Genomic DNA, 21,493 nt, shown 5'->3' with positions numbered 1-21,493 from the left:
ATCCGTCCTCTGTTCGCTTCACAGTATCATAAAAAGAGCGCTTGGGCAACTGCGCCGGAAACCTTATTCTCTAAAAAATCACGTGTAACGAAAAAAATCGGCTGCACTCCAGGCATCAGTCGATTATGCGAATTTTGCGGCGATTTCGCCCGCCTTTACTGCAAGCGCTTTCATCGCGTCTTCGCTCGTACGCGGCCCGAAACTGAAGCGGAGTGCACCTTCGCGGACGGATGCGCTCACGTTCATCGCCTGTAAAACTGCGCTTCCGCCTTTATGCTGCCCCTTGTGCGAAGAGCAAGCGCTTCCGGTCGAAACGCAAAATCCCTCGGCGTCGAGTGCGCGGAGCATCACTTGTCCCGGAATGTTTTTAAAAGACGCCTGCACGATCCACGGAGAATATTCGTCTTCATGTCGGACGTCTAGCCGCGCTTCGGGGATAATCGTACAGCCTGCAATTTCGGAAAGGTTTCGTATAAAAGATTTTGTTAATTTTTTTTGCGCTTCAAATCGCGTGCGCGCTTTTTCGTTTGTATTCGAAATGCAGTAGCGTTCGAGGCAGCGTGCAAATGCGAGCGCACCGTATACGTTTTCCGTTCCGCTTCGTATATTTTTTTCCTGTCCGCCGCCGCGGAAAAAAGATTCGATCGTGTCGGCAAGGTAGAGTATGCCGATTCCCCTGGGGCCGCCGATTTTGTGGGCGCTGAAAGCCGCGCTTGCGATGCCTGAGTAGGAAAGTTCGAGCGGAATTTTTCCCGCTGCCTGAACGCAGTCGACGTGCAGTTTCGCTTTTCGTTTATTTCCGCTTTCTTTTGCAAGCGCATCCGCTATATCTTTGATCGGCTGAATCGCGCCCGTTTCGTTGTTGACCGCCATGACGCAGACGAGGGCGGTGTCGTCGGTGAGTTTTGACAGTACCGCCTCTTTCGTTATGATGCCGCCCGTTGTCGCCGGAATGCGGACGACGCGCCATCCGCATTTTGTCAACGATTCCGCCTGTTCGCGGACTGCCGGATGCTCTACGGAGCTTATGAGTACGGTGCCTTTTTGCGGTCGGTTCAATACGGAAAGGAGGGGAATGCAGTCGCTTTCGGTTCCGCCCGACGTAAAGTAAATCGTTTCGGACGGCACTCCCAAAGATGCGGCACATAGTGCACGCGCTTTTTCCAAAAGCCGTTTCGCTTCTTTTCCGACGGAATGCACGCTCGAAGGATTTCCCCATGCCGAAAAAGTTTCTGCAAGAGAGGCTTCCAAAATATCTTTATCGGAGGGTGCGGTCGCCGCCCAGTCAAAATAATGATCGATATTGTTTTGTTCCATACGCATTATTTTAAAACGTTTAAAATGACATCGTCGCCGACGGTTTCGGAAACCGTTTCGGTCAGACCTTTTTGTAAAACGAGGCGGATGCCGCCGCCGGTATTTTTTTTATCTTTGTGCATGATAGAAAGGAGTCTCGCTCCCGCAGCACCTCCTTTTATAATCGAAGGCACGGGATCCGTTTCCCAACCGTAGCGCTCGAGGACGGAGAGCACTTCGTCTTTATACGCTCGGCTGCACAAACCGATGTTACAGCTGAGAGCGGCGGCGCGCGATATGCCCCACGCGACCGCATCTCCGTGCGTGACGCTCCCGAGACCCGCAAGCGATTCGAGTGCGTGGCCGAAAGTGTGACCGTAATTCAAATACGTGCGGATATTTTGTTCGGTAAAATCCCGCTCGACGACGGAAGCTTTTGCCGCGGCGCATTTTTTAATAATAAAGTTTACCGTCGCTTTATCGCGCGAACATATCTTTTCGCTTTCGTTTTTAAATACGTCGTAGAGTTCGGCATCGTACAAAAGCGCGGTTTTGAAAGCTTCCGCGAGTCCCGATCGGTATTGATCTTCGGAAAGCGATTGTACGAATTCGGGAAAAATGTATATCGATTCGGCGGGGTAAAACGAACCGATCATATTTTTATAATTATTAAAATCGCATCCGGTTTTTCCTCCGATCGCCGCATCGACCATCGAAAGCAGCGTCGTCGGCACGAACACGCAAGATGCGCCCCGTTTAAAAAGGGATGCCGCAAAACCCGTTATATCCGAAATGACACCTCCTCCGACGGCGACGAAACTATCCTTTCGCGAAAATTCCGCATCGATCGCATTTTTTACGATAGTAAGGACGCTTTCGATAGTTTTGTATCCTTCGCCCGAACCGAGTATGACAAGTCTGTCGTCTCCGCAGATTCCGTCGTCGAACCTTGCGATAAAAGGCGCGAAAAGCGCGAGCGTTGCGACTTTTGCGTCGGTGACGAAAAAGCGTCGGCGGCCCGTTTTTTCTCCGGGCTTAAAGAGATCGATAAAGTCGGGAGATGTTTCCGCGAAGACTATACCGGTAGAATCCGTTCCCGGGTGAACGGGCGGATAGGAGATGCGTACGATAGTATCCATAAGAGGATATTTTAATAGCTTTTCGTGTCCATTGCAAGAAAAGCGTCGCGCACTTTTTGCACGCGCGCGATTTCCCGTGCGAGCATTTTTCCGTAATCGAGACTGCCGTTTTTTATGCGTTCGCGTTCGTCTTCCCAAAACTGTCGTTCGGTGATAAATAAAAAATCGAACGAAACGGCATTCGCTTTTTCCGCCCACAGTTCGGCTTCTTTCCAATAATAGAGACCCGCCGTATAGCACGAAAGCGCTTTTTCCAAATCGCGCACGTATTCGTCTTTCCACGGCGCGTCGTAAAAATATGCGGCTTTTTTATCGTAGGTTCTGCCGAGTCTCAAGTGCTGTTCGATGAGTTTGAGATTCAAATGCATTTGAAAGAGGTAGCGGTATTTTTCCCATTCTTTTTTCGTTTCGATTTTTAAGCCGGCGTAGAGCGGATTGCAAAAGTCCGCCTGCACCGCTTTTTCAAGCCAATAGATGTTTTCGATGCAGTCGTCGGGATACTGCTGGTAGTGGATGTGATAGAGGCGATAAAAATCCTCTTTGTATTTGACCATATACGCGCTTAGGGGCACAGAGATGCCGAGGGAAAAGAGGAGCGAAACGGCGACGATGCGCATGATATACGGAAAATACTTTTTCACGATTTCAATATCGGCAGATTTTCAAAGTAACTCCATATCTTTTCCGCTGTTTCTTCTATGGGACGCGATGCGTCGAGCGTAATTATGTTCATCGCTTCTTTTTTTGCAAACTCTTCGATGACCGCATCGTAGCGGCGGGCGGTATTTTTTTGAAAATCGGCTTTTTCGTAGATTTCTTTTTGCCCTGCGCGATGTACGACGCGCTCAAACGAAAGAGAAGGGTCGATACGGAAATAAAAAAGCGCTTCGGGAAGCGGGAACGCGCTGTTTACGAGGTGAGGAATGTCGTCTCCGAACGAAGCCGACTGATATGCGAGCGTCGAAAAGATGTAGCGGTCGCTTACGGCGATTTTGCCGTTTTGCACGTGCTCCGTGATGCCGCCCTTGCCGTAGATGTGTTCGCACCTGTCGGCGGCAAAGAGAAAGGCCGCCGTTCGCTCGTCGACCGAAAATTCACCTTTGAGCATACGGCGTAAAAAAAGTCCCGTCGGGAGTTCCGTCGGTTCGGCCGTCGCAAAGATTTTTTCGCCGAGCTTTTTTTTGAGGATGCCGAGTTGTGTCGACGTGCCCGACCCGTCGATGCCTTCGAATACGATAAAATTATGCAATATCATAGAAAACGCCTGCACTTTTTCCGATATTTTGATATGATGGGGACGGTGATTTCGCTTTGAGGATTCGGCGGCGGCATGAGTAAAAAATCGGTTATCCGCAGTGTATACATTTTGATTTTTCTCATTATACTCCTCGCATCATTTGCATGCGTCCGTCCGATTTATCGTGTGCTCACCGAAAACATTTCGCACCGCGCACAGGCGATGCGGACAATGCTTGAAGATACGACAGGCCTTACCTTTTCGTATGCGTCGCTGTCGCCGTCCATTCTAACGGTTTTCAATATAAAAGGTATAGTCCTCAGTTCCGTGTCGGACGGCAAAGCGCTCGTGTCGATCAGACGGATTACGCTCCGCTACCGATTATTGAAATTGCTTCAAGGCGACATAGACAGCGCATTTAAAAGCTTGACGATAGACGGCGTTACGCTCGATTACGACGATGGGGCCGACAGAGCGATTATCGAAAAAATTGCATCGTTTGCAAAATCCGGGGGCGTAAAGCGGAGCGGCAGGCGTACGGATTTTTCGTTTATCGGCATCGACTTGCCGTTTTCGCTTTTAATAAAAAACGTACGCATTCGCTATCGGAGTACGGATGCGGATGCGTCGTTTACGATACGCTCGGCAGAGGCCGTGTACAATGAAGCTTTCCGCTCGCTCGGTGTGAGCGTACGCGGCGGTGCGGACGTCGTTTTGCACAGCGCAAACGGCATGCGCATTTCGGGAAAGTATTCGCTTTCGAGCTCCGTCCGTCACGGCTTAAACGGAAGCTCCTTTGTCGCACGCTTTTCGAATATTACAGGCGGTGATTTTTCGTTCGGCAGGTTGAGCTTCCGCGCATCCTACGACGACCGCGTCATTTCCGTGCGCACCTTTCAATCGGCTTTTCCGTTTATGGTGAGCGCTTCGTACGACATCGATTCGAAAAAAGGGCGTGCGTCTTTTGCCGCCGAACGCTTTACGCTTTCATCGTTTATCTCGTCCCGACGGCGTGCGGATTTCGTGCGCCGCATAGGAAGCGTGTTGCTTACGGCAAAGGGGTCTGCCGAATACGATGCCGAACAAAAATCGCTTTCGTATACAAGCGGCGGCAGCCTTTTCGTTCCCGAAACGTTTGTGCCCGGCGCCCTTTCCGTGCGCTTCGATGTGTCCGGCACAAAAGACGAAGTTTCGATTCCGCGCCTTGTCGCTTCGGGAAAAAACTGCGATGCGGAAGCTTCGCTTTTATATCGCTTCGACGGTATGCGTCTTTCGGGTACCGTCGATGCAAAGCGTATCGCCCTTCCGAACGGGAACGTGCTTTCAGCCGAATTGTATTTCGACCCGCTCGATCGGGGTTTTGTGTGTTTCGCTCCCGAAGTGCGGCTCGGAGAAAAAAACTTTACCGCACTCGAAGCGCACGTAATACCGAACGGAAATTCCGTCGATTACAGTTTTGAGCTTTCCGACTACGCGCACGCCGAAGCGGACACACCCGGCTCGCTTCGGATAGACGGAAGTTATCTTACCCGCACGAACTATATTCAAGCGGGGATCGACATTAACAATTTTTACCTCGACAGCGCGGTCGAAGCGGGAGCGTTTTTTTTAACGGAAGGCACTTCCGCCTCGCTGTCGTCGTTTGGGCCGCGCCTTGCGCCTTACGTGTTTACCGGCGAGCTGTACGTTTCGTCCGATTTGAAATCGGTTTCCTACAACGCGCCCTATGCGCTTTTTGTGAATACACAAAAAGAAAACGAAGCGCTTTTTTTGTCCTTCGACGGAAACGAATCTTCACTGCAAGTATCGCAGCTCAATGTCGTGTACAAGGGAGATACCTTTTCCGCTTCGGCCGAAATCGACCGCGCACCCGATTCGTCGGCTTCGTTTTTTACGCTCGACGTGCGGCACAAATCGATTCCGTATCATTTTACCGGAAACATCATGCCCAATGTCGTCAGCGTGTCGGGCGATTACAACCTCGCCGCCGAGTTCCAGCGCTACGACAACGGCAGTATGGAAGGCTCTCTCGCGATGGAAAATTTTCCGCTGCAGGTAGCCGGTACGATTTTTACGTTTTCTACGGAAGCGGGCTTTGCGTATACGAAAGACGAGGGCTTTGCCGTACACATCGCGCGGCTCGAATCGGAAGACGCCGGCGGAAAATTTTCTTTTTCTCCGCACGTGCTTTTGTCGGGCACGATTTCGAAGTACGGCGCTGTTTTCGATTCGATTTCGTATACGGATTCGTTTTCTGCGCTTACGGGTTCGTCTCGGTGTACCGTCAACATACGCGATTCCGGATTCGATTCGGCGCATTTCGATATGACGATGACCAATCCGCTTTCGAAAGAATCGGTGACGGCGAGCGCGGAAATCAACAATCCCGACAGAGTGCCGTTTTCCGTCGAAATGCTTAAAAAAAATTTATATTTCAACGCCGAGATTTTATGCAATAGTATCGATTTGAACCGTTTTGCGGTGGAGCAGAGCGAAAATAATCGGTTGACTGCATCGGTGACGGCGACGGGAACATTCGAAAATCCCTACGTTACGCTTTCCGTCGACGACGCCGATGTGATGTTTGCGGGTATACTGCTTTCCGCAAAGGGAAGCGCGACGCTCGAAGAGCGAAATCTCTCGGTCAATTCGATGTACCTTTCATACGGCAGGCTGCTCGTCGACAACGTAAGCGCGGATTTTTCATTTTCATCGTACACGGGAAGTGCGTCTGCCGACATAACGACGACGGTCATAAGAAAAAGTGTCAAAGTGCCGCTTTCGCTTACGCTTTCGGATACGCGATTTCAAGAAAACGCATCTGTTCCTTCATCTTTTGTCGTAACGATTTCGTCGCAGGGAGCTTCCGGCTCGCTTTTCACAAAACCGTTTCCGTTTTCGCTCTCGTTTTTATATGCCGAAGGAAATGCGTTTGTCTCTTCGTCTCCGTCGCTCGGGATTTCGGGCAGCATTACCGATAACGGACGCGTCGATTTGCGCATTTCGGACGATAAGCCCTTTCACTGTACTATCGACGGAACGATCGCGTCGCAGAATCTCGACATACGCGTGTCCGATGTTTCCGCCGATTTGGCCGCGCTTATGTCGCATATTTCGAATGACATCGTCACGATATACAACGGTGTCCTGCTCGGCTCTGCAAAGATAGGAGGTCTGCTTTCGGATCCCGAATTCAGCGGTTCTTTTTCCGTTGAAAAACCGGACTTCAATTTTCCTAAAGTCATTCCGTCGCATATTACGCAAGAACGCTTTTTTTTGCTGATGGATCACAATGAAATAACACTTCCCTCAGTAACGATGGATGTGCGGGGCAGGAACGTTGATGTTGCCGGTACGATATCCTTTGACCGCTGGGTGTTTGATCGGCTTGAAGCGACTGTCCGTACACCGCCGAATAAAACCGTACCTGCCGATTTGGATATCGATATCGCGGAGTTCATCGGCATGGCGGGTGTCGATTTAAATCTCGCAATCCAAGATAAAATTTTCGATGTAACAGGGAAAGTGTATGTCGAAGACGTAAGAGCGAAATTCCGTATGTCCGAATTGCTTGGAGAACGCGAGGCGAATTATATCATTCCGACGAGGGCAAACGTCGATGTCGCCTTCGGTCCGCACGTCAATCTCGTATTCGATCCGCTGCTCAGATGCGTATTTGCACCGGGCGATTCGATCAACGTCAAAGCCGATCAGACGACCGATTCGTTTTCGATATCGGGCGATATGCATCTGCGCTCCGGCGATATAGCGTATCTCAATCGCAATTTTTATCTCAGACAGGGACTGCTCCGTTTCAGCGATACGGACGAAGGCTTTAATCCGCGCATTACGGTGCGTGCCGAAGTACGCGAACGCGATACGAACGGCGGCGACATACGCATCATTCTTTCGGCGGAAAATCAACCGCTTCTCGATTTTAATCCGCAGGTTTCGTCGATTCCGGCAAAATCGGAAACGGAAATACGCACGCTTTTGGGGCAGATCGTCTCCGCCGATTCTGGAAATATGAGCGATATCTTCATCGCGACGACGGATTATGTCGTTCAGTCGACGATCGGACGTGCGATCGAAAACAAGTTGCGCGATTGGCTGAATTTTGATATATTTTCCGTCAGAACGACCGTTTTGCAGAATACGCTGCGGATGGGTTTTTCGGGGGACTTGAGCCGCAGGGATTTGTCGGCCGGTAACTTTCTCGATAATTCGACTGTTTATATTGGTAAATACTTCGGAAGTGTATTATACGCGGATGCCCTTATGCATTTAGTGTACGATAAGACGAGGGTCGACGACAGTACGACGATGCAGGGGATAACGTTTCAACCGGAATTCGGCTTTGAACTCGAAGCGCCGTTTGCAAATATCAGGTGGGATATGACCCCCGATATCACTGCAATATTGAATAATGTGATTGTTCCTTCGACGGCGTTGACGCTTTCATGGCGACTTTCGTTTTAAGCCTTTCGAAAGCCGATTCGAAGTCCGCGAAAGCGGACACGTAGAATCGGTTCTTTGTAGAACGAGCCGGAGGCTCTAACTTTCTGCAAAAGTTTTTATGGGAGATGTTATGCGTTTTAACCGCAAGATGTATATTCGTTTCGTGCTTTCGCTTTTTATTGCACTCAGTGTATCTTTATCCGTGTTCGCCGAAGAAAGCGAAGACGAAGGATGGTTTTGGGGTAAAACGATTTCCGAAATTACGTTTGACGGATTGAAAAACGTCAAGCGCTCCGAACTTACGGGCATTACAAATGCGTTTATCGGACGTCCGTTTACGGAAGAAGTCTACACCGATTTGTCCGACCGCCTCTACGCGCTCGATATGTTCGACGATATTACGCCGTTTGCAAAGCACGATCCGAAAACGGCGGATAAAATCCTGCTCGTCTTCCAAGTAAAGGAGCGCCCCGTCGTTCAATCGATACGTTTTTCCGGCAATTCGAAGATCAGAAACGGAGAGCTGCGGGATGCCGTCACGGTAAAGACCGGCGATATATTTGTCGAAAGCAAAGTGCTCCTCGACGAGCGGGCGCTCCGCGACGTATATCTGAAAAGAGGCTATACCGATGCGACGATTTCACACAGCGTTGAAGAGATGCCCGACGGAGTCCGCATTACCTTTGTCGTAAACGAAGGGGCGAGTACGGTGATTTCGGCGATACGCTTTTCCGGCAATACGCTCGTTTCGGAGCGTACGCTCAAAAGCAAAATGACGCTCAAAGAAGCCGGCCTTATGAAGGGGCGCGCATTTCAGCGTTCATCACTCGAAGCGGACAAACAGGCGATCGTTTCGTATTATCAGGATCGCGGTTATGCGGATGCTCGGGTGCTCGATGTCGTGCAGGAAACGGCTTTCAACGAAAAAAAAGGCCGCAATGAATTGACGCTTACTTTTGTCATGCAGGAAGGGCCGCAGTACACGTACGGCGGTACGACGATAAGCGGAAACGAAATATTTTCGAAAGAAACGCTTTTGTCGTATATCAAATTAAAGCCGGGCGCCGTTTTCAATCAGACGAAGTATCAGGAAGGCTTGCAGGGCATCACGAGTCTTTATGCCGAAAACGGCTATATGACCAATCAATATGCGCCCGCAGTCAATAAAGATGCCGAGCGTCATACGATTTCAGTCGCGCTTTCGATCGTCGAGCGTCCGAGAAGCCACATCGAAAATATTATCATTAAGGGCAATACCAAAACAAAAGATTACGTGATCCGGCGGGAGATTCCGCTCGAACCGGGCGACGTTTTTTCGCGCGACAAAGTGATGAAGGGGCTGCGCAACCTATACAATTTGCAGTATTTTTCGAGCGTCGTTCCCGAACCGATGCCCGGCAGCGAGAACGATCTCGTCGATTTGGTCTTTACCGTCGAAGAGCAGTCGACGACGACGCTCGAATTCGGCATGACTTTTTCGGGTGTTTCCGATCCCGACGATTTTCCGATATCGCTGTTTGCACGCTGGCAAAATTCGAATCTGCGGGGAGAAGGGCGTTCCGTTTCTGCCGGAACGAATATTTCAAATACGTCGCAGAGCGTTACCGCCTCCTACGGACAGAGCTGGCTTTTCGATTTGCCGATCGGTATCAACGAGTCTATATCGTTTTCGCATTCGAAAGAATCGGCGCTGCGTCTGCAGATGCTCGGTGACGGAACGGTTGTCGATGACGAATACTATATGCAGTTTGAATCGTGGGGTATTACGTTCAGCTCTTCCGTAGGACGAAGGTGGCTGCCCGACTTTGCGATTTTACAGATAAACGGGGGACTTGCGACATCGCTCAACGATAACGTATACGACGAGTCGGTGTACATACCGCACGATTCGAGCGTCAATCAAAATGCGAACAGGCTCGGATTGACCAATTCCGTATGGGGCAGCGTATCGCTGGACAACCGCGATATCAGTTACGATCCTTCGCGCGGTTGGTTTGTCAGCCAGCGGCTCGGCTGGTACGGCATTATACCCGGTCTTGAAAAGGAATTTTTCCTAAAAAGCGATACAAAGCTCGAAGGCTATTTTACGCTGTTCAATATCCCCGTTACGAAAATGTGGTCGTTTAAAGCCGTATTCGCCGCGTATACGGGGCTTACGATGATATTCCCCGTACCCGGAACCCTCCTCGGCGATTCGAACAAAGCCTATATCGACGGTATGTTCAACGGACGCGGGTGGACGAATATCTATAACAAAGTCCGCGGCAAAGCGATGCTCAGCAACCGTATCGAGCTGCGCGTCCCGATATTTCCGAATATCGTCGGCGTAGACGGATTTTTCGATGCGGCTGCGATCACGAGCGACGTGAAAACGATGTTTAACAATCTGTCGGTAAACGATTTTTATTTCAGTTTCGGACCCGGCTTGCGTTTCCTTTTGCCGCAATTCCCGCTGCACCTTTTGTATGCGTGGACGTTTAAACACAGCGATGCGAAGGGATGGTACTTCAACGATCCGAACGGCGTATTTGTGCTTTCGTTCAACATAACGAACCGCTGATTGACGGGGAGCTTCCGAACGCTGACGTTTTTGAAAGTTTTCCGTCTTAATAATTAATAATTTTGGAGAATGCGATGATCGATCAAATAAAAAAAATACTGATTGCCGCTTTACTTTGCACTCTCGCTTCGGCTGCCCGCCTTTCGGCACAGCAGATTACGAAATTCGGAGTGGTCGATACGGCGAAAGTGTATAACGCGTATTTTCGCAATTCGTCGGCGGTGCGCAATTACGAACGGAAAAAAACCGAGTATCAGGAAGAGATCAATAAGCGCACGGAAGAGCTCCGCACCCTGCAGCAGCGGAAGCTCTCCTACGAAGATTCAGGCGACGAATCGAACGCCGTGCGCATCGAAAGCCAAATCACGCAAAAAACGGAATACTTGCGCGAATACACGAATGCGAAAAATATCGAGCTTGCGACGATGCAAAAATCGCTGCAGGATTCCGATTCGTTTTATCGCAGGCTCTACGGCGTGCTTGCCAAAATCGCGGAATCCGGCGGTTACAGCATGATTTTAAGTCTGCAACAAAATAATGCGATCTTGTGGTACAGCCCTTCCGTCGACGTTACGGAACAGGTGATCGCGGAACTCGGAAACAACTAGCGGCATGAAGACGGAAAACTCGCCGACGCCGCTCATGGCGCAGTATGCTTCCATAAAATCGAAGTATAAAAACGAAGTGCTGTTTTTCCGTCTCGGCGATTTTTACGAAATGTTCAATAAGGATGCGATAGAAGTATCGCGCCTTTTGAATCTGACGCTGACGCACCGCGGACCGACTCCGATGTGCGGCATTCCGTATCATGCGGCGAAAGTGTATATCGCCCGTCTTTTGCGTCTCGGAAAAAAAATCGTCATCTGCGAACAGGTCGGAGAAGCCGCCCACGGTAAAGGTTTGACCGAACGCAAAGTCGTCGAAATCATCACGCCGGGTACGGCTGTCGAAGCGGAATATCTCGACGGAAGCGTCGCCAACTATGCCGCATCCCTTTCCGTATCTCACGGCAAAGCGGGATTCGCGTTTATCGACGTGACGACTTCTTCGTTCAGCGCGACCTCTTGGCCGGCGTCACAGATGGCGGAGCATTTTCCGAAAGAGCTTTCTCGCTCGTCCCCGCGCGAACTGCTTTTGCCCGAATCGTTGAAATCGTCTTCCGTCGTCAAGGAAGCTCTTTCCGCGTTTCCTTCCCTCGCGCTTTCGTATTATCCCGATTGGCATTTCAACGCGAACACGGCGTATAAAAAATTGACGGCGCAATTTAAAACGGCTAACCTGCAGTCTTTCGGACTGCGAGAAGATTCGGCAGAAGTCGCGCCTGCGGGTTTTTTGCTCGACTACCTTGAAAAGACGACGAATACCGCCGTTCCGCACGTGGACGGCATACGCGTGTACCGGGACAGCGAATACGTCGTCATCGACGATTCTTCTATGCGCAATCTCGAAGTTACGGCGAATCTCCGCGACGGAAGTTCTCAGTACAGCCTGCTCGAATGCGTCAACTACACGAAAACCGCGATGGGAAACCGTATGCTCCGATCGTGGCTTTTGTATCCGCTTACCGATCTGAAAAAAATTTCCGCACGACAGGAGCACGTATCCCTTTTTACCGACGACAGAAAACTCCTCGGCGATATACGGAGCCGTCTCGAACCCATCCTCGACATAGAGCGGCTTGCCGGCCGCATCGCGATGGACAGGGCGCATCCGAAAGATCTGCAAGCCCTTCGCGGAAGCCTTGAGGGGTGGAGGGACGCGCGCGGGATACTCCAAGAGCGAGATTTTTCGCTTGTCGATTTTTCCCGCGCGGAGCGCATCATCGAAATTATTAAAGAAGCGATAAACGACGATCCGCCGACGACTCTTACCGAAGGGAAAATCATTAAAAACCTCTGGTCGGAAGAACTCGATCACTGGAGGAGCGTTCACGACAATTTCGATAAAATACTTTCCCGCTACGAAGAAGAAGAGCGGCGGAACACGGGAATCGCCAATTTGAAAATAAAATACACGAATGCGTTCGGCTATTTTATCGAAGTGAGCAAGGGAAAGCTTTCGGCGGTTCCGCCTCACTTTATCATGCGCCGTGCGCTCGTAAACGGCGACCGCTATACGACCGAAAAGCTGCAGGAGCTTGAACACGAGCTTACCGAATCCGATACGAAAGTGCTCGAACTCGAACGCGATCTCTTTATTGAAATCAGAAACTCTCTGCACGAATACGTACCGTATCTCATGCAGCTTGCAGGCGAAATCGCCTATACCGATGCGTCATCCTCTTTTGCGCACGCTGCCGTTTTGCACGCTTGGACGAAGCCTGAAATCACCGACGGATGCGCGTTCGAAGTGGAGCAGGGCAGGCACCCCGTCGTCGAAGCGCACATGGGGGCGGGAGAATTCGTGCCGAACGATTTGGCGATCGGAGACGACGGCTTGCCTTCGTTTGCGCTTATCACGGGGCCGAACATGGCCGGTAAGTCGACATTTCTCAGGCAAAACGCGCTCATCGCGCTGCTGGCGCAGACGGGCTCCTTTGTGCCGGCTAAAAAGGCGAAGCTCGGCATCGTCGACAGAATTTTTTGCCGCGTCGGTGCGACGGACAATCTCGCGCGCGGAGAATCGACCTTTCTCGTGGAGATGACGGAAACCGCGAACATCCTCCGTTCGGCGACGAAAAAATCGCTTGTCATTATGGACGAAGTCGGGCGCGGCACTTCTACGGAAGACGGGCTTTCTATCGCTCAGGCGGTGTCGGAATATCTGCTCGACAGTATCGGATGTAAAACGCTCTTTGCAACGCACTACCACGAGCTTACCCGCATGGAACATCCGTCGCTGAAAATGCTCTGCATGGACGTGTCGGAAGAAAACGGCACGGTCGTATTTTTGCGGAAAGTAAAAGAGGGAGCCGCCGAAAACTCGTACGGCATCCACGTCGCGCGCTTGGCGGGCGTGCCGCAGTCGGTGATCGACCGCGCGAGCGTCATCCTCGCGCATATTCAAAATCTTGCGGCGAACAAACCTGTACTCGATTCCGTTCCCGATGTCCGTTCCGTTTTCGAAACGCCCGGTCTTTTCAGCGATGAAGAGATCGTACTCGATGAAATACTTTCAGCCGACACCGACAATATGACCCCTCTTGCCGCGCTGCAGGCCGTCGCCCGCTGGAAAAAATCGCTTTCGGGAAAATAATAGGTCGAATCGATTTACGGGAATATGCGTTTTACTTCTTCCATAAATTTAGAGCCGCGTTCGAATTCGTTCGTAAACATGCCGAACGATGTCGCACCCGGAGAAAAAAGGACAACTTCGTTTGCTTCCCGCTCATCGTCGGCGCATTCGTTCGCTTTGAGCGCACCGAGCAATTCGCCGAGGGAATCGTAGGGGCCGTAAAACGGAATGCGTGAGGCACACAGCAATTCCGTCAATTTATCGGTCGCCGTTCCCGAAAGCAAGTACAGCGCTTTTACCCGTTTTTGCGCATCGTGTGAAAGCGCTTCGGAAAGCGCGTTTTGTCCCAATCCTTTATCGGTTCCGCCCGCGATCAAAATTACGGGTGCTTTAAACGACCTGACGGCGGCTGCGGCCGCTTCGGGAACGGTCGCGCACGAATCGTTGTAAAAGTGAAAGCGCATATTCTTTTGTTTCCATACGTGGAAATACTGCAAGCGGTGCGGTATGCCTTTCCATCGGCTTAAAATATTTGAAATGTTTTGCGCTCCGATCCCCGACAGCGCCATAACAAGCGCCGCGTTTAAAACGTTTGCCCTCATGTGGCGTCCCGGAACGGATACCGAACGGAGCAGCGTTACAGGCATATCGTTTCCCGGAAGCCGGGCTCTTCCCAAGAATTTTCCGTCGGTGTCCGTATCCTGCCATGCACCGTATACGCCTGCAGGAAGTGCTCTCACGCTGTAGCGAAAAACCGTCGCCTTCGATTCGCGCGCAAAAAAATCACCCCACGAAAGCCCCGCTTCGGGTTCGGGTGTTTCTTTATCGTCGGCGTCCGCATCGAAAATCGAACAGTTGTTTTTTCCCTGATCGGCGTAGATGAGGCGTTTGTCGGCGACGTAGGATGCCATATCGCCGTACCAATTTTGATGGTCGGGTACGATCTTCGTGATGAGCGAAATGCGCGGTTTTAATAATTTTCTTCCGCGCAGATCCGCGAGCTGCCAGCTCGAAAGTTCGAGTACGACAGGTGTCGTTTCATTCGTCTTTTCCAAAAACGAAAGCGGACTTACGGTGATGTTCCCGCCGAGGAAGGCCATGAGACCCGCCTGCGAAAGGCCGAAATAGATCGCGCTTGCAGTCGAAGATTTTCCTTTACTGCCCGTCACCGCGATGATCGGCGCTTTCGTAAACGCGAGAAAGATGCTCATATCGGTTTCTATCGCTTTTGCACAAGCGAGGTAGGCATTGCCTTCGTATTTTACTCCGGGATTTTTAATAACGCAGTCCGCAAAGCGGAAATCGTCGAGACGGTGTTCTCCGAGCCGATAGGTGAGCCGTGTCCGATTGAGCGAGGCATCGTTGTTGAGCGAGTCGACGGTGGGTTTCAATTCACGGGCGGTTTTCATATCGGTCGCAACGACGTATGCTCCATACTTTAAAAAAAATCTGACGGCCGCTTCTCCGCCTCCGTTTAAGCCGAGTCCCATAACGGTGATATGTTTGTTTTTTATGTCGGCGAGGGATGAAAATACGCATCCTTCGGGATATACGTGAGGACCGACTATTGTACTTTTAGAATTCATAATCGATAGACATTAACAGAAAAACGTATAAAGTGCAAATGGCTCTTTGTCCTTTGAGGGATTTTGTGCTATACTTACTGTTATGTTTGAAGTACGCGTCGAAGCGAATTTTTCGGCAGCGCATTTTCTCCGAGATTATAACGGAAAGTGCGAAAGCCTGCACGGCCACAATTATACGGTGTTCGCTCACGTACAAGGTACGGCACTCGGAAGCGGCGGAATGCTCATCGATTTTGGAAAATTGAAAGCATCTCTTCGAGTCGTATGCGCAGAGCTCGATCATACGAACTTAAACGATCATGCCGTCTTTTTGCAAAATCCGAGTGCGGAACGCATTGCAAAATATATCTACGATGCGCTCATCGCCGAAGTGCGGCACGCGGGTGTCGATCTGTCGTATATAGACGGAAAAACTACCGCCTTTTTGTCCGCCGTCGACGTGTTTGAAACCGATACGAGCCGCGCTCGCTACAGTCCGGCATAGGGCAAGATGCGATTTCGATTTTTACTCGGCGCAATTTCGACTTAATGATTTCGGTAGCACTCCCTATAAGCGCGGTATTTTTTTCGGTATATGTCGCGCAATGCCGGATCTGGCTCTATCCTTCGCCGCACCTCCGGCTCAAAGGATAGAGGCGAACCGATTTTTCCGAGCAAGTATAAGCCGATAACGGCACAGCCCATAACGGAGCTTTGGTTGGATTCGTCGATCGTCATCGGAACGTCGAAAAGGGATGCGCATATCTGCATCCAAAATTCCGAATGCAAAATTCCTCCGGACAATTTTATTAATTTCGGATAACCTGCCGTATCGGCAAGGATTTCATAACAGTGGTAGACGCTGAACAGTACGCCTTCCAATACCGATTGATAGAGATTGTAGACAGTGTGTTCGGGTTTGACGGATAAAAATCCGCCGCGCCGCTTTTCATTCCAGCCCGGACATCGTTCGCCGAATAAAAACGGCAAAAATACGGGCGTATCGTTTGCATGCGACAATTCTTTTTCGATGTCGGCATAATGCGCATCATTCGGAAAAAACGTTTTTTTGCACCAGTCTTGGCAATTGCATGCGCCGCTCACCGCAGCTCCAAGTAAATGAGATGAAAGCGTAAAATAGCTCCACAAACTTGGCGCTTCGGGAAGAAGCGGACGGTTTGTCGTCATGCGGATGGCCGCGCTCGTGCCGACGGAAAAAGTCATAATGCCTTCTTTAAGCGCACCCGCTCCGATTTGATTGAGTGCTCCGTCGGGGTATGCGGGAACTACGGGTGTCCCTATTTTTTGTCCGAGTAACAGCGCGCCTTCTTTTGAAAGCGGAAACGTTTTTTCCGTACCGACGATTTTCGGCAAAACCGATTCATCGATAGCGAGCGAGGAGAGCAGCTCGGCATCGTATGTGCGCGAATCGATGTTGACCAGTCCCGTTCCCGACGCCATGGCAAGCGTCGTAACCCATGCGCCTGTTAGACGGTATGTATTGTATTCGCCCTGTCCGCCGATTTTCACATGCGATAAAAGCGTTCCGTTTTCTTTTTTATGCATGAGCTTAAAATACGGATACGTAGAATTGACAAGACAGCCGGTTTTTCGGTAATACGTTTTTTCAAATCCGCTTTCGCGAAGTCTTTTACACAGTTCGCCCGCACCCGTATACGACCATAATTCGATGGGAGACAAAAGAGCGCCGTCAAGAGATGTGAGTGCAAGGCTGTGCCACGTCGTGCTTTGCAGGATGATGTCGGCTTGTACGCCACCTGCGATTTCTTTTGCTGCCTGCACGGTTTTTATAAATACAGCCTCTCCGTCATGCGTGCCGTTTGAGTCCTGGACAAAACCGTAGGGCTTTGTCGCGATACGCCCCATTGCGTTTTCCGTGTCGTAGAGCATCGCTTTAGCGGATGTCGTACTCGATTCGAGGATGAGCAGTTTCATACGGAATACGTCGTTGACGCCGTGGCACCTCCGTGCCCCGTCCAATCCGTGTGAAAGAAATTACCGCGTTCGCTGTCTGTACGTTCATAGGTATGCGCACCGAAATAATCGCGCTGCGCCTGCAGCAGATTTGCCGGTAAATTATTGCAGCGGATACCGTCGAACCACGAAAGAGCAGCCGAAAGAGAAGGAACGGGGATGCCGTTTATCGCCGCAAGCGCGACTACCTTTCTCAGAGCTTCGTGCGAATCGTTTAAGATTGTGCTGAAATACGGATCCATGATGAGGTTTTGCAGATTGCCGTTTCGGGCATAAGCATTTTTGATTTTATCCAAAAACACCGAACGGATAATGCATCCGCCTCGCCACAGCATTGCGATATTTCCGAGGTCGAGATTCCAGTCGTAATGCGCTCCTGTTTTTTGGATGAGCTCGAAGCCTTGCGCATATGAAATTATCTTTGCTGCGTACAATGCGTCGTGCAGCGATGTAAGCATATCGCTTTTTTCTTCTTCAGTCGGAGCGTGAATTTTTTTGGGGGGAAACAGTTTTTCGCATTTTATGCGCGCGTCTTTTTCCGCGCTCAGACAACGGGCGAACACCGATTCGGTGATGAGCGTAAGCGGTACGCTTTCGTTGAGGGCGGTAATATCCGTCCACTTGCCGGTGCCTTTTTGTCCCGCCGTATCGAGGATATTGTCGACGAGGAAGCTTGAGTCTTTGTCTTTGTATGTCAAAAGCTTTCCCGTAATCTCTATTAAATACGAGCAGAGATCTCCTTTATTCCAATCGGTAAAGACTTTGCTTATTTCGGGGGCTTGCATACCGCCGTATTTCCGCATGATATCGTATACTTCGGAAATAAGCTGCATATCGCCGTATTCGATGCCGTTGTGCACCATCTTAACAAAATGTCCTGCCCCTCCTTTGCCGATCCAAGCGCAGCACGGTACGCCGTCTTCGGCTTTTGCCGCAATACTCTGAAAGAGCGCTTTAACTTCCGGCCATGCCGCTTCGTTTCCGCCCGGCATAATCGACGGCCCGTTGAGGGCACCTTCTTCGCCGCCTGAGACGCCCGTACCGATATAGAGCAGCCCCTTTGCTTCCGCTTCTTTTTCGCGGCGTTCGGTGTCTTCGAAATACGAATTGCCCGCGTCGATGATGATGTCGCCTTTTTCCATAAGGGGAATGAGCGATCGGATCATTGCGTCGACGGGCTCTCCCGCTTTTATCATCATGAGGACTTTTCGCGGCCTTTCAAGAGATGCGATAAAATCCTCCAAGCTGTGCGTAGGGATAATGCGTTTCCCTTTTGCCCGACCCCTTGCGAAGACGTCAACCCGTTCAGGCGTTCTGTTGAAGACGGCGACGGTAAAGCCGTTGCGTTCCATATTCAATACGAGATTTTCACCCATGACGGCAAGTCCGATGACACCGATAGATGCTTTCATACTTTCCTCCGTGCTATTGTGCTGCGCATTTTATTAAGACTCTTTAATCCGGAATCTTTTAAATTATTCATTACTTCCACATACAAAACGTTTATTAAAACCGCTGCCGCGATTCCCCCCGAAAACGATTCGGATACGAGGGAACTGTGTACGGGACTTACCTGCAGTACGATATCCGCAAGCTTCGCAAGCGGAGAATTGTCATAGCTTGTAAGTGCGATAACCTTGCATTTCGTGTGCCGTAATTCGTTCGCTATGGAAATAGTATCGTAATTGTTGCCCAAGTGGCTGAATACGAGAGCGGCATCGTTGCCGTTCGATTGAGAAGCGAGCATGAGCTGCATGTGAAAGTCTGCAGCCGTTCGGCAGGTAAGACCCGTACGCAGCAATTTATGGAACGCATCCTGTGCGTTGACGTTTGATCCGCCCAAGCCGAACAGCAGCACTTGCCGCGCGTTCGTCAAAGCGGATGCCGCTTGCGCTACGGCTTTTTTGTTGAGAAGTTTACGGCTCGCTTCAAGCGTGCGGATCGTGTGTGCGAACACACTGTCGGCAATATCGTCGTTTGCTGCGACGGGGATTTCAAATATCTGCATATTTGCGGTAACGCTCTCTTTTGCAAGCGCAAGCCGAAAGTGCTGATAACCCGAATATCCTATCTTTTTTACAAAGCGCACGAGCGTCGCTTCGCTTGTGCCGATCTTTTTTGCAAGCTCCGTAATACTCGATTCTGCCGACTTACCTCCCCATTTTAAGAGAAAGTCGGCAATGATTTTTTCTTTACCGCTGAATGACGCATAAGCGCTTTTGATGTCGTACATGACACTGACGAGGGTACTGTTGTTTTTCTTCATATCCGCTCTTACCTGTTTCAGTATATCATGAAAAAAATTTTTATGCAAGGAATATTTTTTTCTTGACAAAAATATTCTTAGGGGTATATACTGGTATTATTAGATTGAACTTTGCGCGCGGGAGGTGGCTTGTATGCCGAAGTTTTCCGGAACAAAAAAACCGATGGACGGCATCCTTTTTATAACCATTATATTTACGATGTGCTCTCTTGTCGTTTTTGTCGTCGTTCCGCTCGTCAATGTACTGATTCAAAGTTTTCGTTCGTTCGACGGTACGATATCGGGAAAAGCCTATATACAGGCATTCACATCCGAGGAAAATCTTAAAGCTTTGACACACAGTCTTGTGCTGGGTGTTACAAGCGGCGCGCTTTCCACAGTGATCGGTTTTTTATTTGCGTATTGCGCTTCATACGTTAAAATGAAATGGAAAAGCATATTCAACTTGATCGCGATGCTTCCGATCGTATCGCCTCCGTTTGCTGTAGCACTTTCCATTATCCTTCTGTTCGGAAGCAGAGGTCTTATCACATATACGCTACTCGGTATGCGCGATGTCAACGTATACGGTTTTCGCGGATTGTTGTTTGCACAAACACTTTCATATTTTCCAATTGCATATCTTTTGTTGAACGGCGTACTCTCTTCAATCGATCCGTCCATTGAAGAAGCTTCCCGCAATATGGGCGGTTCGCGTGGGAAAACGTTTATTCACGTGACAGTGCCGCTTACGCTTCCGGGAATCGCAAATTCGTTTTTGCTTGTCTTTATCAAGTCCGTCGCCGACTTCGGTAATCCGATTACGATCGGAGGAAATTATCAAACACTTGCGACGCAAATCTATTATCAGGCTATCGGTAACTACGATATGCAGGGCGGAGCGGCGGTCGCCATTCTCCTGCTGCTTATTTCCATGTCGCTCTTTGCGATGAGTAAACTTTGGATCGAAAAGAAATCTTTCGTGACGATTACCGGAAAAGCCTCTCGGAAGCGCGCGTTGATAGATGAAAAGCATATTGCATTCCCATTGACGACAATCTGCTATATTATTTCTTTTATCGTCATCGGCTTGTATATTTTAATTCCGCTTGTGTCGTTTGTTAAATTATGGGGAGTTGATTATACGTTTACGTTTGAAAACTATCGATATGCGTTCAGTGTCGGCAGAAAGAGTCTTCGCGATTCGACGATCATGGCCGCCCTTGCGACTCCCATAACCGGTATTCTTGCAATGATAACTGCATTCCTCATTGTGCGAAAACGCTTTACAGGACGCAAAGCGATGGAGTTTGTTTCTATGCTCGGTATGACGGTTCCCGGTACCGTTATGGGTATCGGCTATGTGCTTTCATTCAATACGCCGCCGCTTGCCATTACCGGTACGATGCTGATCATTGTTCTGTCATATGTATTCCGTTATTTGCCGATCGGCGTTCAGTCGGGCGTAACGGCGCTCAAGCAAATAGACCCGTCTATCGAAGAAGCTGCCGCCGATTTGGGGGCAAATTCGTTTAAGACATTCGTTACGGTAACGCTCCCGCTTATTAAAACTGCCTTTTTCGGGGGACTCGTATATACGTTTGTTAAGAGTATGACGTCTGTTAGTGCGGTTATATTTCTCGTGTCGGCACGCTACAAATTGCTTACCGTATCCGTTCTGGATCAAGTTGATTCGGGAAAATTCGGTGTTGCATCGGCCATGTCGACGATGTTGATCGCCGTCGTCTATATCGCGATTGCAATACTGTACCGGGTAATCGGTTTGCTCGGTGTCAATAAAAAAGATATTAAACTTGCTTGAGT

General features: G+C 50.0%; 14 protein-coding genes. 6 read left to right on the top strand and 8 right to left on the bottom strand.

From position 1 onward, the window contains the following. Window positions 1–123 precede the first annotated feature (123 nt). The 4 genes from IZU26_RS00190 to tmk are packed head-to-tail and all read right to left on the bottom strand — an operon-like array spanning window position 124 to window position 3,690. Entirely contained in the window at window positions 124–1,317 is a 1,194-nt protein-coding gene (locus IZU26_RS00190; protein ID WP_433275857.1) for a cysteine desulfurase family protein, read from the bottom strand. A 5-nt stretch (window positions 1,318–1,322) separates the two neighbouring features. Next, the gene (locus tag IZU26_RS00185) at window positions 1,323–2,435 is read right to left on the bottom strand and encodes a 3-dehydroquinate synthase (RefSeq protein WP_433275855.1); all 1,113 of its coding nucleotides are present in this window, start codon (window positions 2,433–2,435) and stop codon (window positions 1,323–1,325) included. 11 nt (window positions 2,436–2,446) lie between these two features. Next, on the bottom strand, window positions 2,447–3,076 hold the full coding sequence (locus IZU26_RS00180) for a hypothetical protein (RefSeq protein ID WP_433275853.1): 630 nt from the start codon (window positions 3,074–3,076) through the stop codon (window positions 2,447–2,449). Next, a complete protein-coding gene (tmk, locus tag IZU26_RS00175; RefSeq protein ID WP_021331005.1) occupies window positions 3,073–3,690 on the bottom strand; it encodes a dTMP kinase in 618 nt (205 codons plus the stop codon). Before tmk ends, IZU26_RS00180 begins: the two co-directional genes overlap by 4 nt. A gap of 75 nt (window positions 3,691–3,765) precedes the next feature. On the opposite strand from tmk, the gene IZU26_RS00170 reads away from it, so the two are divergent. The 4 genes from IZU26_RS00170 to mutS all read left to right on the top strand — a co-directional run bounded on the left by IZU26_RS00170 (window position 3,766) and on the right by mutS (window position 13,885). Beyond that, a complete protein-coding gene (locus tag IZU26_RS00170; protein ID WP_433275850.1) occupies window positions 3,766–8,151 on the top strand; it encodes a translocation/assembly module TamB domain-containing protein in 4,386 nt (1,461 codons plus the stop codon). Between the two features lie 109 nt (window positions 8,152–8,260). Continuing rightward, entirely contained in the window at window positions 8,261–10,690 is a 2,430-nt protein-coding gene (gene bamA, locus IZU26_RS00165; RefSeq protein WP_310823148.1) for an outer membrane protein assembly factor BamA, read from the top strand. Between the two features lie 74 nt (window positions 10,691–10,764). After that, window positions 10,765–11,298 carry an OmpH family outer membrane protein gene (locus IZU26_RS00160; RefSeq protein ID WP_433275848.1) on the top strand — a complete coding sequence of 178 codons (534 nt, stop codon included), beginning with the start codon at window positions 10,765–10,767 and terminating at the stop codon, window positions 11,296–11,298. Between the two features lie 4 nt (window positions 11,299–11,302). Continuing rightward, a complete protein-coding gene (gene mutS / locus IZU26_RS00155; RefSeq protein WP_433275846.1) occupies window positions 11,303–13,885 on the top strand; it encodes a DNA mismatch repair protein MutS in 2,583 nt (860 codons plus the stop codon). A 14-nt stretch (window positions 13,886–13,899) separates the two neighbouring features. Here mutS and murD read toward each other — a convergent pair whose 3' ends face one another. Beyond that, entirely contained in the window at window positions 13,900–15,450 is a 1,551-nt protein-coding gene (gene murD / locus IZU26_RS00150) for a UDP-N-acetylmuramoyl-L-alanine--D-glutamate ligase (RefSeq protein ID WP_433275844.1), read from the bottom strand. 82 nt (window positions 15,451–15,532) lie between these two features. On the opposite strand from murD, the gene queD reads away from it, so the two are divergent. After that, on the top strand, window positions 15,533–15,934 hold the full coding sequence (gene queD / locus IZU26_RS00145; protein WP_433275842.1) for a 6-carboxytetrahydropterin synthase QueD: 402 nt from the start codon (window positions 15,533–15,535) through the stop codon (window positions 15,932–15,934). Between the two features lie 41 nt (window positions 15,935–15,975). Here queD and IZU26_RS00140 read toward each other — a convergent pair whose 3' ends face one another. From IZU26_RS00140 to IZU26_RS00130, 3 genes are read right to left on the bottom strand one after another with little or no spacing between them, the layout of a single operon-like run. After that, window positions 15,976–17,385 carry a gluconokinase gene (locus IZU26_RS00140; RefSeq protein WP_433275840.1) on the bottom strand — a complete coding sequence of 470 codons (1,410 nt, stop codon included), beginning with the start codon at window positions 17,383–17,385 and terminating at the stop codon, window positions 15,976–15,978. Continuing rightward, window positions 17,382–18,836 (bottom strand): decarboxylating NADP(+)-dependent phosphogluconate dehydrogenase, encoded by a 1,455-nt coding sequence (gene gnd, locus IZU26_RS00135; RefSeq protein ID WP_021330994.1) that lies wholly within the window; start codon window positions 18,834–18,836, stop codon window positions 17,382–17,384. The genes IZU26_RS00140 and gnd overlap by 4 nt, the downstream gene beginning before the upstream one ends. Beyond that, window positions 18,833–19,690 (bottom strand): MurR/RpiR family transcriptional regulator, encoded by an 858-nt coding sequence (locus IZU26_RS00130; protein WP_433002628.1) that lies wholly within the window; start codon window positions 19,688–19,690, stop codon window positions 18,833–18,835. The genes gnd and IZU26_RS00130 overlap by 4 nt, the downstream gene beginning before the upstream one ends. Window positions 19,691–19,823: 133 nt before the next feature. Between IZU26_RS00130 and IZU26_RS00125 the strand changes: the two genes are divergently transcribed. Continuing rightward, a complete protein-coding gene (locus IZU26_RS00125) occupies window positions 19,824–21,491 on the top strand; it encodes an ABC transporter permease (protein WP_433275838.1) in 1,668 nt (555 codons plus the stop codon). The last annotated feature ends 2 nt before the right edge of the window (window positions 21,492–21,493 follow it).

This window comes from Treponema sp. SP13 (assembly GCF_050938355.1).
In the GTDB taxonomy this organism is placed as follows: domain Bacteria; phylum Spirochaetota; class Spirochaetia; order Treponematales; family Treponemataceae; genus Treponema_D; species Treponema_D socranskii.
Note: the sequence above shows the minus strand (reverse complement) of the source record. Positions and strands in the feature narration are given on the sequence as shown.